Below are 14196 nucleotides of genomic sequence, written 5' to 3'. Positions count from 1 at the left end.
TGTCTATGGCGGCCAGTCTGGCTGGCCGCCGGGCAGGATTGTTTTATCCTTCGTTTTTCACCACTTTGATTTCAACCATGCCGATACCCAGTTGGCGCGGGGAGTGGCCGAGAATATTGCCCTCGTTGGTCGACTGCGGATCCGGCGGCGCAATAGTTAACGTACTGCTGCGTGATGGATTATCGAAGTGCAGGGTAGTTGTAGTGACATCATTAGCCAAAGTGAGCGTTTGTTCGCTGTTGCCCACGCGTACCGGAATCGGTTTATTAGCGTTCGGTCCGTAGGCTTTGGCGGTAATGATCAGATCGAATTTCTCCGGCAGCGGTTCTTTATATTCAATTTTCACTTCATTGCCGAGCTGCGCGTTGGACCAACGTCCCCATGATTCCGGGCGGGAAATACCGCTGAATTGTTTTACTTCCTCAGGCGCACCAGCAACGTTGAAGACAAAGCTGTCGGCCTTGTAACGGATGTTGTTATCGACAATTTTCAGGGTATCGACGTTGCCTTTATAGCGCTCCATATCGATCAGGGTATCTTTGAACGCCGTCTTGCCTTGCCACTGGGCTTTGTCGACGCGCTGGACTTGCTGCTCACCGCCCAGTTGGCCCTGCGATACGCACCAGTCGGTGGAGAGCGCTAACTCCGGCGACCATAGCTGGCCCATCTTGTAGCAGCGGTCGACCCAGACGAAGTTATCGCGCGGGGCGAAATCGGCCAGTTGGAAGCGCAGCGGGGCGGAGTATTCGCTTTCCGGCAGCGGTTCAACGCGCTTATCTGAAATCCGCAGCAGTAGCGGCAGGCGGAAATGACTGCCGGAGAAGGAAATCATATTCTTCTGCGAATCGACGGTGAAATTCTTCATCTCTTTAGGGAAGTTCCACAGGCGGATGACGTCGGGCTTCCACGCCAGTACTTTCTCTTTCATATTGAGGAACACGGTGGAAAGCGACTCCCCGGAAAGGCTGCTGCGCCCGAGGCCAATAAAGTTATCGCCGCCGAGGATATCCAGCACCGTCGCGCCGTTGTCCATGGTATTACGCTTAACCGCCAGCGTATCTTGTTGGGGTTCATCGCCGCGCAGGACGAAAAACAGGTTGCTGCGATCCTGTTTGTTCAGATAATCCCAGGCGCTGTTTTTCATCGCCAGGTGATCGGAAGAAACCACGATGACCGTATTTTTGAACCACGGCGAGGCTTTAATCTTCTCAATTAACGCCGCGATATGCTCCTGGCTACAGGAGACGGCGCTGAAAGAGAGGTTCTTTTTGCCGTCCATATCGTAGCTTTTACGCTGGCAGGTACGGGAGATAAAACCATCCGGATGATGGGTATCAACCGTCAAAGCAAACAGCGAAAAACGTTTTCCGGATTGCGAAAGCGCTTCGAATTTTTTCCAGGTCTCATCAAGAACGGTATCATCGTAGAAGCCCCAGTCGTTACGGTAGGATGGATCGGCGACCGTCGTTTTTAGCTCCTCGGCGCCGTACAGGTGATCGAAGCCGTGAGATTTCAGGAACACATCTTTTCCGGCGAAGCGCAGGTTGGCTCCCTGGACGAAGTAGTTTTCGTAACCGGAGTTTTTCAGGATATCGCCCAGACAGATATTCTGTGGGAAAAAGCTGGAGACCGAAGCGGAGGCATTACCTTCGAACGGCGCAAACAATGGGATTCCGCACTGGGAGGCAACCATTCCGGCAATAGTGTAATCGGTACCCGGAAGCTGAGTGGTATTGCTGAAGTCCAGCCCCTCGCTTTTGAGTTTGCCGAGTTCTGGCGTCAGATTGGGGAACGCGTCGTTGTCAAAATAAGTGCGTTCAAGGCTTTCGCCGTAGATGTACACCAGATTCAGTTTTGGGTTAGCAATGCTTTTCGACGGTTCTTTATAGTAAGCCACAAAATCCGGATCGCCATCGCGGGACTGGGATTTGACCAGCTCGCTAATCTGGCGGAAGGCAGGGCTGGCATCCACCGAGGCCAGTGCCAGAACCAGCGCGACGAGGCTGTAACCAAAATGATGAGGATGATGACGGCGGCGGCGAAGCACCCAGCCGAGCGCGCCGAATACCGCAACCAGCGCCACAACCAGCCCAACGCCTGGCAGAATATACTTGCTCACGCCTGCGCCCGTCAGACTGTTAGTCAACGTATAGAGTACCGCGTCATTGATACCGTCGCCGGTGAAGTAATCGCTGGCGTAGAGGGTAATATTTAAAATAACAAACAGGCCCAGCACCGTGAGCGTGGCGGCGAACCACCAGGTATTACGACCGGCTTTTAATGCGTAAATCATCACCGAAGCAAGAAACAGGGCGATGGATAACAACTCTGACACAGCTCATCCTCATTCACGCCAGTTGTCGGCTGGCCAGATAGATCTTTTTTCACGCTACACTGTAATTGCAGCGCCATATCGCCGCAATTGTATCGTCATGAATTTGTGCTGTGGTTCAGAATTGGTTTAGAAATCGCCGTTTTTGACTCGCCTCACATCCTTTATGAAAGGGGCTCAAGGGGTAGAGATGTTAAAAAATCAGCATTGCGGCCGCGCTGGCGAGACTAAAGTGCCAAACGCGGCATTTAGAGAGGGGATCAGGAGAGGAAGCTAACGCCCTGTTTTAATACCAGATCGCAGGCTTTAGTTTTCACTTTCTCCGCCAGCGGGCTGCTGCCAAGGTTATTTAAATTTAGCTGCTGGCCGTCTTTACTACTCAACAGCCCCTGAAGGCCATCAAGGTAATTGGTGTCCTCTTTTTGCTTTTCCGGCGTGCTGAGGCCCAGCTTATCCAGAACCTGATTTTTGATGTTTTCGGTATTCGTTACCGAAGCCAGCTTCTGTTTTGCGCAATAAGACATAATCCCGGCGGCATTGTTCATGCTGCTGGAGGTCAGAGATTGGCTCCCGCCGTTTAGCAATCCGGTGAGCGAGGAGAGCGACATGCCGCCGCTTTGCTGGCTACCGTTCTGGCTGCTGAGCTGGTTAGCGGCGCTGGAAAGAGAATCCTGCCAGGAGGTGGCGTGAGCGCCAAAGGCCAGTAAAGCACTAGCCACTATCGCTGTGCGGAACAACGTTTTTGCAGATTTCATAGACGTACTCTTCGCCGTGACTGAATAATTCCATGATTATAACGCTGGCCGTGTTCAGAAATATCTTAATACTCTTTTCCGGTCACGCGATCGCGATAGCTGTCCCAGTTGAAATTAACCCACAGGCTGTTGCCCAGCCGCATACGGTCCATAACGCGCTCGCCAAGGAGTTTATTCATCTCATCCATGGTGCTGTTAGTCAGCATACCGGTAGGGCGTTTTGACGAGGATCGACGATCGACAATCTGGTTAATAATGACTTTCTCGTAGCGTGACTCCGTTTGCATACCGATTTCGTCTATTACCAGTAAATCGACCTTGCTCAGGTCGGTGAGAAGCTGCTCTTCGCTGGTTTCCCGATTGCCGAACGTATCTTTCATCGCGGACATAATATCGGCGACGGTAATGATCAACACCGACTTACCCCGCAGTAGCAGCTCATTGCAGATGGCGGCGGCGAGGTGATTTTTACCGGTGCCAGGTTTACCGGAGAAAATGAAGCTGGCGATATTACCGTCGAATTCCTCGACATACTGGCGTGCTCTGGACAGCGCAATCATCTGGCCTTCACATTCCACCCGGTAGTTATCCAGAGAGCAGTTCTGGTGGAGTGGGCGGATACCGGAGCGGTTAAACGTTCGCTGCATTTTCATGGCGCGGTTTTCACGCTCCAGCGCTTCCGAACGCAGCTTACCTTGTTCTTTTTGCCATGCCAGTAGCTCTTCACCTGTCTTAAACGCGGGTTCGACATGGGCTGGCATCATCTTTTGCAGGCGCTTCATTAAATCGCCGACATTTTTCATGCTCATCCTCGGAATCCTCGTGGAATATGGTTATCAGGTTCGCTAATCGCGTTGACGTCGCGTCGCGGCTGGCCGCCGTTGCTGGCTCTGCCAATCTGCACGCTGCGCGCCAACTTCTGCTGCCACTGGACATGATGAAAGACTTTACCTTCCGCCTGCCAGTAAGCGACAAATGCGGCCAGTTCTTCCGGCGTGACCGGCTGGCTCAGAGCAATGCCCCACAGCGCGGCCAGGCGCTGAAAGTCTGCATCCGGTTGCCAGTCGGCGTACATCGGGAATTTCCCCATCGGTACGGCAATGGGGGTCGCCGTCGGCTCGTCAAAAAACTGTGCGTCCAGGGCAATATCGTTATTAGGTCGCGATAGCTTAGCTTCTAGCTCCAGTAATTGCGCCAGACGCTCCGGCGTCAGCGCATAGAATGCGGGGGCGTTGTTGGCAAATACAGCGACGGCGCCGCTGGTCGATTTTGCCAGTACAGCTGCGTGATCCTGCATGAAGTCATCCAGACCGCTAAAATCGGTAGTTAATATTCGTGAAGACATAAATCAATCTCAACTCTGAACAACTAATATAGAAAGGGGGTAACTGCACACATAGTAGCACAGAGGTCGCTCTGGAAGGAGCGCCGCAGGTGACCCGCGGCGCGGTCGGCTATACGCGCGGGCGCTTGCGATACAGCCAAAGCCCTGGAATAGAAAGACCGATAGATAACGCGCCAACAATAGACGATGCTTTGAGAAAGTTACTCAACAGCATAATCATCATCTCTTCTGAGTAACCAAAATGGCTGATTTTTACCGCCGAGATCATCGCAGTATAGGCGGAGATACCGGGGAACATCGGAATGACCGCCGCAACGGTGAAAATTTTCGGGTGCGCCAGATACCAACGGGACCATTGGATCCCGATACAGCCAACCAGCAGAGCAGCAAGGAAAGTTGCCCATTCGATATTAAAGCCTGCCGTCATCATCACCATGCGCGAACCATGACCGATGGCACCCAACAAAGCACACCAACGCAGCGCGCGCTGCGGTACGTTAAATACCATGGCGAAGCCAACGGCGGGAATAGCGGCCAGGGCCATATCCTGCAGCAGGGCAAAGAGATACATGATTATGCCCATCCGCGTAACCCCCACATCGTCATTGCCATTACCACGCCAATACAGGTGGCGAGGGTGAGCAGACTGGCGATAGCCCAGCGGGCAAGGCCGGTATTGATATGCCCTTTAAACATGTCGGCAACGGAGTTAATCAGCGGGAAGCCGGGTACCAGCAATAGCACGCTGGCGGCCATTGCTACCGTCGGTGTCGTGGCGAAAATAGGCAGGCGCAGCATTAGCCCAGAAATTGTGGTCGCCACAAAGGCAGTAAGGCAGAAGTTAATCTGCGGATGCATTGAGCGATGGGTTAACAACTGGCGAATATACATTGCTACTGAACTGGCGCAAAAGGTAACGAGAGCACCATCCCAGCCGCCGTTATTGAGTTTGCAGAAGCAGGCGCAGGAGAGACCAACCATGACAACCAGCAACCAGCGCGGATAGCGCAGCGGTTTGATTTGAGCAAAGCGTTTTTCAACATCTTTATAATCCAGTAACTTATGCTCCGCCATGATGACAATATGCTGAACCTCCGTGACAACGTGCATGTTAATACCGCGATCGGTATTTTTTCGCGTTGACGTCAGGCATTCGCCATCCTTTATTGTTGTGAGCACGATCGCGTTAGAGGAAATCGCGCTTTCAACGCTATCCATACCCAACGCCCGGCCTAAACGTGTTGAAAGCTCTTCAACCAGTGCGCTCTCTGCGCCGTGTTGTAATAAGAAAAGACCACATTGAATGCACAATCGCGTTATTGCGCGCTGGGTTGCCCTGTCTGCTTGCATAAATACCTACTGTCCGTGATGCCCAATACCAGAGTGTCTGGCGATACTTTTACCTGAAGTCTTGTTTTATCTGAGCGGTCAGGATCAAACAATGTGTAAAAAATCACCCGCTTCGCTGGCTGCTGATAATTTGAACTCTGCCACACTTTCGCAAGATTGGTGAAAAGTACAATTTTTGCGCCAGATTCTCCCTTCTTTTTCCCCTCAGACTTATCAAAAATGCAAATTGGAACTTTTAATAAACAAAAAACAAACAAATAATTAACCATGTTGAGGTGGCCCTATGAGAACACAGATTGCGATTATCGGAGCGGGTCCTTCCGGGCTGCTGTTAGGGCAGTTATTACATCGCGCCGGGATCCAAACCGTCATCCTCGAACGGCAAACGCCAGAGTACGTGCTGGGGCGGATCCGCGCGGGGATTCTGGAAAGTGGAACGGTGGATTTGCTGCGTGAAGCAGGGGCTGCCCGGCGGATGGATACGGAAGGGCTGGTACATCATGGGGTTGAGTTTTTGTTTGACGGCAAGCGCGTGCCGGTTGCTCTGACGGAGCTTACTGAAGGTAAAAGTGTGATGGTTTACGGTCAGACCGAAGTGACGCGGGATTTAATGGCGGCACGGGCGGAATGCGGAGCACCGATTATTTATGGCGTCAGCGATGTCACTATTAATGATGCGAAAAGTGACCGACCGTCGGTCTCTTTTGTCAGCGATGGTGAAAGCATTCGCCTCGAGTGTGACTTTATTGCTGGTTGCGATGGATTTCACGGCGTTTCCCGACAAAGTATCCCGTCAGGGGTTCTTAAAGAGTATGAAAGCGTCTGGCCCTTTGGCTGGCTGGGGTTACTGGCTGATACGCCACCAGTTAACCCAGAGTTGATTTATGCCCATCATGAGCGCGGATTTGTAATGTGTAGTCAGCGCTCACTAACTCGAAGCCGTTACTATTTACAGGTACCGCTAAGCGAAAAGGTTGATGACTGGGCTGATGAACGTTTCTGGGAAGAGTTGAAGCTGCGCTTGCCCGATGAGCTGGCTACCAGGTTAGTGACTGGTCACTCACTTGAAAAGAGTATTGCGCCGCTACGCAGTTATGTGGTGGAACCCATGCAATATGGGAGGCTATTTCTGGTGGGTGATGCGGCGCATATCGTTCCGCCGACCGGAGCGAAAGGCTTAAATCTGGCCGCATCCGATGTGAACTATTTATGGCGGATCCTACGTGAATATTACCACCATGGTCGCACTGACCTGCTGGCAAGCTACTCCCGCTTCGCCCTGGACCGCGTGTGGAAAGGCGAGCGATTCAGCTGGTTTATGACTCGCCTGCTGCATGATTTCCCGCAACAAAGCGAGTTTGATAGAAAAATGCAGGCGGCAGATCGTCGCTATTATCTTGAATCACGCGCCGGGCTCACCACTATCGCTGAAAACTACGTCGGTCTGCCGATAGAGCGCGTGGCATAAGCGAAATGAGCAGGAGGCGTCATGCAGGCAGCGAAAACCGTTCCCGTTTTTAAACTGTATGGCGAAGATCACGGCTGGCCAACTCCCGACCTCCTGCACTGCGAATCGATACTTCAGCGTAGTCGTCTGTATGAGTGGCATATCCGTGTGCATCAGCATGCTGAGCTGGTACAGCTGCTTTACCTGCATAAAGGGCGGGCAGAAATCGAAATCGAAGGGGCAACCACTGTGATGACTGAATCCTGCATTCAGGTTGTTCCTGCGCTTTGTATTCACGGGTTTCGGTTTTCTCCGGGGACGGAAGGATACGTTTTGTCACTGGCGCTACCGCTGCTCAGACGTTTTGAAAACCAGTTTGGTCGTCAGTTGGATGTACTCGGTCAGCCACAATGCGTGTCGGTGAAAGAGTCCCGGGGCCATATCCGGGCGCTTTTTACCGCCTTGCGAGAAGAGTATTGCGAGGATCACGATGCGCGCGAGATGATGCTGCATTCTCTATTGGGGGCGCTGCTGGTGTGGTTAAATCGGCAGTATCTCCCGACGCCGGTTACGGAGGACAAAGCGGAACGCAAACGTAGCGTTATGCGTCATTTTTCTCGTCTTATTGAAAGCCACTATCGTGAGCATATGCCTTTAGCGGAGTACGCCAGGCTAGTGGGGCTATCTGTGACGCACTTGAATTATTTGTGCCGTGAATTTTATGGCTGCAGTGCCCTTGGTGTTTTACACCAAAGGTTGATGCTTGAGGCTCGTCGCAATCTGCAATACACCAGCATGACCATTGCTCAACTTTCTGATTATTTAGGATTTACTGATGCAGCCTATTTCTCTCGTTTCTTTCGTCGCTATAGCGGTGAATCGCCTAAAGCATTTAGGAAAAAAATAAAATAAATATTTCTTTATTTAATTTGTCTTAAGTTAGCGCTTCTAACGAAGGTTTTAACCTTTTCTAATTTATTACTGGAAATTATCTGTGTTAATGTTAATCATTGGCGTGGATAGCAGTAATACGTTGCTCACCATATAATACAAATTGGTTTCAGAGCGTGGTATAGGGCGCTCGCCAGGGATGATAAAGATTCACTTTGGCAAAATAATACGGGTGGCTATTCAATTATCTATCTGATTGTTTTTCTGCCGGGCGTGAATCTTCGACAGGAAGCGGAGGGTTTATGTTACCAGGACAGGGTAAGTTCGGCATCATTATCAGCAGGATACCGGTCATGCAGTCCGGATTGAAAGCAATCGTTGGGGAGCATCTCCCTGATTATGAACTGAGTTTTTGTCGTTCCCAGGACGAGTTAACCCTACTTCAATTACGTCGCGCAGTGTTGGTTATCGCCGATTTATCTGGCGAAATTGAGCAGCCAAGAAATATTTGTGAACATTACTATTCTTTAATGACTCAGTACAGGGATATACACTGGGTCTTTATGGTTGGTAGCGCCTGCTTCCCATTAGCTGTTGAGTTATTAATGCGGCCTGAAAGTACATTAATATCTGATAGCGAACCAGTGAAGCGTTTAATTGAAGTCGTTCGTGCTGGTGGCCTTGCCGCCGAGAGAATTAGTCAGACCTTATTCTCACCAGAGATGGCGAATATTGGCGAAGAGCAGCAAAAGTTGGTCATTCTTACGCTTTCTGAGCGTAAGGTCCTGAGGCTTCTTGCCAAAGGGTGGGGAATTAATCAAATTGCTGCGTTATTGAAAAAAAGTAATAAAACCATAAGCGCGCAAAAAAATAGTGCGATGCGCCGTTTGTCTTTGCGCAGTAATGCAGAGATGTATGCCTGGATTAATAGTGCACAGGGAATGAAGGAGCTGAATATTTATTCAGCCTATGGAGAACAATCGGAATGGAAAAAGATCTCACAACACGATATGTCGCTGTCGTAGAAAAATGCGCGATGACTGAAGTGGCTCTTCGCCACATATTAACTCGTGAAAGCGGCAAGAATTATAGTGTCCGCTTCTTTAAAGATACTCAGGCATTAAAGCGAGAACTTAAATCTAAAGATTTTACTGCGATTATTTTTTCACTTTCTGGTAATCGCAGGTCCAGACTGGAGAGTTTACTTTTTCTCCACGAAATTGCGCGCTATTGTCCTGAAATGCAGAGAATTGTCTTAGCTACTGATGAAGCGGAAATGCGACTGATTAGTCACCTTACGCCTTCCCGTTTGCATGGTATTTTTAATAAATCAGCTTGCCGTATACAGTTGCAGGAACGGTTGCTTCAACTCCTCGACCATAGTCATCAGGCCAATGAGAGCGTTGTAAACCAAAAACAAGGTTTATGTAACCAAATCCTGAGCCCGACGGAACATACCATTCTGCGCTATATGTCTTACGGTTATTCGTTGCCTGAGATTGCGACACAGTTGGAGCGAAACATCAAAACTATTCGCGCTCATAAATTTAACGCTATGACCAAACTTGGCGTCAGCTCAGATATGGGCCTCCTGAGCGCAGCAGATATTCTGATGCGCTTGTCAGCGAATAACGATGATACCAGAGGTATGCGGCTCGCCCTGTAGCGTTAGCCGTTTATTAAAGACAAACGTCAATCCAGGTTGCATCAGTCAACCGCGCCATTCGTTCGGGTGAAATACGAACGGCGCTATGGATTGACCCGGCTGCTGGTAGAACTTCCGGGTACTGTTTCAACGAAATGTCACAGTAAACCGCCAGTGGAACTTCCAGGCCAAATGGGCAAACCCCGCCAACGGGATGCCCGGTTAACGTAACTACCTCATCACTACTCAGCATACGTGCTTTCGCACCGAACGCTTCCTTTAGCTTTTTGTTATCCAGACGCGCATCGCCCTTTGCGACAACAAGTACAACCCGTTCTTTTACTTTTAAAGACAGGGTTTTCGCTATTTGCCCGGGCTCAACATTATGCGCTGCAGCGGCAAGTGCCACCGTAGCCGTACTCTGGTTAAGTTCGATGATTTCGATATCGGGGGCGTGGTCAGCAAAAAATTGCCGCACGGACTGCAGACTCATTGCGCTCTCCTGATGAGTGTCTGTTAAAAATCTGTAATAAGCTTCGCAAAGTGTAAATATTGTTGGCAGACAATCAAGAATCTTTCTAATTCCTGGATCTTCTTCACAATCACTGCAACCGGTTACTGTAACCGGTTGCAGTTATCCGTCATGCGATGAATACTGAAATAGTAACTTCCCTGCGTCATCTATAACAAAAGAGCCGTGTATGAGTCGTACCTATTTGAGCAGTATAGCCAGTGGGTTATCCGCCGTGCTAATCCACTCACCGAATTAGGTTTACCACAACGGCAAGATAATCATTGTTGGGCCTGTTTCTATAGCCTGTCAGGAGGGCTGCTATGTCTGCTAACCATGCTGCATTTAATCTGATATTTCGCTTTGTAGAAAATTACATCAGCCCGGTCGCCGGACGCATTTCGTCTCAGCGCCATGTTATGGCTATTCGCGACGGCTTTATCTCTGCAATGCCGTTTATGATTGTTGGCTCCTTTCTCCTGGTATTTGCTTATCCGCCGTTTTCGCCGGATACCACATGGGGGTTTGCTCGCGCGTGGCTGGATTTAGCAAAAGAGTTTGAAGGGCGCATTTTAACGCCGTTCGATATGACGATGGGCATCATGTCTATCTACATTTGTGCCGCTATTGCCTACAACCTGGGTAAACACTACGAAAAAACGAATCAGCTCGACCCTTTCATGTGCGCGATGCTGTCAATTATGGCTTTCCTGCTCGTAGCGGCGCCGAAGACGAATGGCAATTTGCCGGTTGATAGCCTGGGCGGGACGGGGATTTTTACCGCGATTCTGGTGGCTGTTTATTGCGTTGAAATGATGCGTTTCCTTAAGGCGCACAATATTGGTATTCGCCTGCCAGATCAGGTGCCGCCAATGATCAAAAACTCTTTTGATCTATTGATTCCGGTATTGGTCGTAGTCCTAACGCTCTATCCCCTGAGCCTGTTTATCCAGCATCATTTCGATATGCTGATCCCGCAGGCTATCATGGCTATCTTTAAGCCGCTGGTTTCTGCGGCGGATTCATTACCGGCGATTTTACTGGCGGTGCTGGTTGGTCATTTGCTGTGGTTCGCGGGTATCCACGGTGCGGCTATTGTTTCAGGTATGCTGCAGATGTTCTGGCTGACTAACCTTGGGATGAACCAGCAGGCCCTGGCTCAGGGCGCACCGTTGCCACATATCTTTATGGAGGCGTTCTGGACATTCTTTATTGTGATTGGTGGTTCAGGAGCAACGATGGGGCTGGTATTCTGCTACCTGCGCAGTCGATCTGCACATCTGCGCTCAATCGGTCGTCTGAGTGTTGTGCCCAGCCTGTTTAACATTAACGAGCCGGTTATTTTCGGTACACCTATTGTCATGAACCCGGTGTTCTTTATTCCATTCCTGCTGGCACCAATGGTTAACGCCGTGCTGGCCTGGGCGGCAATGAAGCTGGATTTGATTGGCCGGGTTATATCTGTCGTTCCGTGGACCGCACCGGCACCGATTGGCGGCGCGTGGGCCTTGGGGTGGGATTTCCGGGCGGCGATTTTGGTGGTTATCCTGGCATGCGTCTCGGCAGTTATTTATTTCCCGTTCTTTAAAGTGTATGAGAAGCAACTGTTAGCACAAGAGGCTGAAGAAGCGCAGCGTTTGGCACAAGAAAGCCAGCAGACCGCGTAAACGTAAACGGGCGGCTTAATTAGCCGCCCGTTGTTCTATAAATCGATGTCATTTTAGCGTGCAATCCCCGCACTGCTGAACATCCGGAAGGCGATAGCGCTGGCAGCAGGTGCGGCGCACGAGCTGCCCTTCACGTAAAACAACCGTACGCCACAGTGGGTTATCCCGTCCATCGGAAAGCTGTTTTTCAAAGAAACAGTGCTGACGTAAAAGGGTGACCTGTTCATCTCCCAGCAGTGCTTTCATTTCACCCAGATACCAGTTGATTAGGTAACCGGTATTGCTCCAGATAAGCTTGCCGTTAATATCACCAGTAGCTTCAAGCGCCTGAATGACGGGCTGTAAAGCGCAGTTGACTAAGGTTTCCATTCGCGATTGTGCAGACTGCTCTGATGAAGCTTGTGCGCAATGGACATCAATCCAGAAACAGGCTGCACGACCCGTTTCATGAAACTCAACACGGAAATGTTCCGGTGCCAGGCTGATGACGCGATCTTCGCTCAGCAGAGCCAACATTAACGGCGGGATCAGTAAGCCGATGTACCACTGTGCCCAAAGGGATAGCAGTGGCTTTTGCTCACGCGCCTGCGTGGGTTGGTTGCGATAAATATGATCAGAATACGTCGCCAGCAGGGAACTCAGCGCCATTGGCTGAGACCATTCCGCCAATGTTAATGCATGATGAGGCGCTTCTTCATTCAGACGGAGAAAATCCAGCAGATGGGGGCGTAGGGTAGTGATTTTTTCGCGGATTGCATTTGCCAGTTCACGCTCAGCCAAAGGGAGCGGAGCCCGCCAGATGATGTCATCGCTGAAGGAAAGTGAACGGTAAGCCATCGGATGTTAGATACAAATCTAAATGATAATGATTTCTGATACTAGTTGTTCGATATCCGAATGGCAAGAGATTTGTCCGCGCGGCAGGTTTCTGCTGCGCGGTATAAAGCTAGCTAGCGAGGATAATATTACGGCCCATATTTTTCGCTTCATAGAGCGCGTTATCTGCACGTTTCAGTGCGCCATCAATGTCGGCATCAACCAGCGGCGTCATGCCGATGCTAATCGTCACATTGGTAGCGACGCTTTCGTTAAACATATGCGGAATTTTTAGATCGTAGACGCGTTGGCGGATACGATCTGCGGCCAGAAGGGCATTTTCAGCCGTACTGCTGGTTAAAAGCACCATAAATTCCTCGCCGCCAAAGCGGGCAACAATATCGCGTGAGCGCACGGCGTTGCGAATTGCCGCGGAAACCTGAATTAACGCCTGGTCGCCCATCATATGGCCATAGTGGTCGTTGTAGGCTTTGAAGTGGTCAATATCCAGCAGCAGGACGTAATGTTCAGTGCTGTCTAATGAGAGGATCGTGTCCAGGCGATTTTGTAAACCGCGGCGGTTGTACAAACCGGTGAGGGGGTCCAACATACTGAGATCGTTAAGGGTATTACGCTCCTTCAATAGCTTATCCATCAGTCCCTGAGTGAATACATCGCTACGCTTCTGAATTAAGCTCTGGAGGGTGATACCTGCAATAGGCAGGATAAAACAATAAGACATGCGCAGCCATTGTTCTCCTTCGGCCAGGATCAAACAGGCACCGAATGTCGGTAATGAGTGCAAGGTGAACGCAATGATATTGCTGGAAAAAGCAATGGTGCCAATAAACAACACGCTTAATAAGGCGATCACCAGATAGTTAAAATGCGGTGGCCCCAGCATCATGGCTTTTAACGTAACGTGCCATGCCCAAAGCAGGCCAAATATCAGAGAAATAAATGAAATATTTATTTTGCGTTGCGAGAATTTCCAGTGCCATAACAGCAGGACTGAACTGCAGATAACAATCAGGAAGCAGGGCAGGGTAAAACTAATGACAGTAAAGAGTGGGCTGACCAGGGATAAGAGGGCTGAAACAAAATTAAGCAGTAAAAAAAGCCGTAAGGAATACTGATATTTTTGTTCGTAATGAGATCGCCAGGATTGTGCAGTCATGTTGGAATTGTCATTATTAATCGTTAAAATTCAATATGATGTGTGTCAAAAAAGAATAATAAAAAGCAATGCACAAAATAAGGTTTTTGCGAAATTATCAGATAATTTAATATATAGTTTTCGTTTGCTTAATTTATCACCTTCATGAATGTATGTCATTACCGCGAACGTAAAGAATAATGAGTCACGTTTTACCGGGCATGACAAATGATAAAAATTACCATATGATATTGGTTATCATTATCGTTGTGAGAGGTGAA

15 protein-coding genes are annotated in these 14196 nt (G+C 49.8%); 5 read left to right on the top strand and 10 right to left on the bottom strand.

Annotated features, from left to right (window positions below; all coding sequences use genetic code 11):
* Positions 1–43: 43 nt before the first annotated feature.
* The 7 genes from opgB to DA718_RS30295 form a co-directional block, all read right to left on the bottom strand.
* Positions 44–2335: a phosphatidylglycerol--membrane-oligosaccharide glycerophosphotransferase gene (gene opgB / locus DA718_RS24635; RefSeq protein ID WP_112215095.1), complete on the bottom strand. Its 2292-nt coding sequence runs from the start codon at positions 2333–2335 to the stop codon at positions 44–46.
* 257 nt (positions 2336–2592) lie between these two features.
* On the bottom strand, positions 2593–3087 hold the full coding sequence (locus tag DA718_RS24630) for a YjjA family protein (protein WP_112215094.1): 495 nt from the start codon (positions 3085–3087) through the stop codon (positions 2593–2595).
* A gap of 65 nt (positions 3088–3152) precedes the next feature.
* A complete protein-coding gene (gene dnaC, locus DA718_RS24625) occupies positions 3153–3890 on the bottom strand; it encodes a replicative helicase loader DnaC (RefSeq protein ID WP_014227813.1) in 738 nt (245 codons plus the stop codon).
* 2 nt (positions 3891–3892) lie between these two features.
* Positions 3893–4432: a primosomal protein DnaT gene (dnaT, locus tag DA718_RS24620; RefSeq protein ID WP_112215093.1), complete on the bottom strand. Its 540-nt coding sequence runs from the start codon at positions 4430–4432 to the stop codon at positions 3893–3895.
* 109 nt (positions 4433–4541) lie between these two features.
* The gene (locus DA718_RS24615; protein ID WP_112215092.1) at positions 4542–5015 is read right to left on the bottom strand and encodes a threonine/serine exporter; all 474 of its coding nucleotides are present in this window, start codon (positions 5013–5015) and stop codon (positions 4542–4544) included.
* Positions 5006–5782: a threonine/serine exporter family protein gene (locus tag DA718_RS24610; RefSeq protein WP_110272711.1), complete on the bottom strand. Its 777-nt coding sequence runs from the start codon at positions 5780–5782 to the stop codon at positions 5006–5008. The genes DA718_RS24615 and DA718_RS24610 overlap by 10 nt, the downstream gene beginning before the upstream one ends.
* The gene (locus tag DA718_RS30295; protein WP_142512623.1) at positions 5749–6051 is read right to left on the bottom strand and encodes a hypothetical protein; all 303 of its coding nucleotides are present in this window, start codon (positions 6049–6051) and stop codon (positions 5749–5751) included. Before DA718_RS30295 ends, DA718_RS24610 begins: the two co-directional genes overlap by 34 nt.
* A 14-nt stretch (positions 6052–6065) precedes the next feature.
* On the opposite strand from DA718_RS30295, the gene pobA reads away from it, so the two are divergent.
* From pobA to bglJ, 4 genes are all read left to right on the top strand, one after another.
* Positions 6066–7250 (top strand): 4-hydroxybenzoate 3-monooxygenase, encoded by a 1185-nt coding sequence (gene pobA / locus DA718_RS24605; protein ID WP_112215091.1) that lies wholly within the window; start codon positions 6066–6068, stop codon positions 7248–7250.
* 21 nt (positions 7251–7271) lie between these two features.
* A complete protein-coding gene (locus tag DA718_RS24600; RefSeq protein WP_112215090.1) occupies positions 7272–8141 on the top strand; it encodes a helix-turn-helix domain-containing protein in 870 nt (289 codons plus the stop codon).
* 281 nt (positions 8142–8422) lie between these two features.
* The gene (locus tag DA718_RS24595) at positions 8423–9145 is read left to right on the top strand and encodes a helix-turn-helix transcriptional regulator (protein WP_112215089.1); all 723 of its coding nucleotides are present in this window, start codon (positions 8423–8425) and stop codon (positions 9143–9145) included.
* Positions 9106–9786 carry a DNA-binding transcriptional activator BglJ gene (gene bglJ / locus DA718_RS24590; protein WP_112215088.1) on the top strand — a complete coding sequence of 227 codons (681 nt, stop codon included), beginning with the start codon at positions 9106–9108 and terminating at the stop codon, positions 9784–9786. The genes DA718_RS24595 and bglJ overlap by 40 nt, the downstream gene beginning before the upstream one ends.
* A 13-nt stretch (positions 9787–9799) precedes the next feature.
* Here bglJ and DA718_RS24585 read toward each other — a convergent pair whose 3' ends face one another.
* Complete coding sequence (locus DA718_RS24585; protein WP_112215087.1) at positions 9800–10258, bottom strand: YbaK/EbsC family protein; 459 nt, start codon at positions 10256–10258, stop codon at positions 9800–9802.
* 341 nt (positions 10259–10599) lie between these two features.
* On the opposite strand from DA718_RS24585, the gene DA718_RS24580 reads away from it, so the two are divergent.
* Positions 10600–11943, top strand: a complete 1344-nt coding sequence (locus DA718_RS24580; protein ID WP_112215086.1) for a PTS sugar transporter subunit IIC — start codon at positions 10600–10602, stop codon at positions 11941–11943.
* A gap of 48 nt (positions 11944–11991) precedes the next feature.
* Here DA718_RS24580 and fhuF read toward each other — a convergent pair whose 3' ends face one another.
* Complete coding sequence (gene fhuF / locus DA718_RS24575) at positions 11992–12780, bottom strand: siderophore-iron reductase FhuF (protein ID WP_112215085.1); 789 nt, start codon at positions 12778–12780, stop codon at positions 11992–11994.
* Positions 12781–12889: 109 nt separating this feature from the next.
* Positions 12890–13936: a GGDEF domain-containing protein gene (locus DA718_RS24570; protein ID WP_110272703.1), complete on the bottom strand. Its 1047-nt coding sequence runs from the start codon at positions 13934–13936 to the stop codon at positions 12890–12892.
* Between the last annotated feature and the right edge of the window lie 260 nt (positions 13937–14196).

The organism is Klebsiella huaxiensis, from assembly GCF_003261575.2.
In the GTDB taxonomy this organism is placed as follows: domain Bacteria; phylum Pseudomonadota; class Gammaproteobacteria; order Enterobacterales; family Enterobacteriaceae; genus Klebsiella; species Klebsiella huaxiensis.
This window is presented reverse-complemented; position numbering and strand designations above follow the sequence as displayed.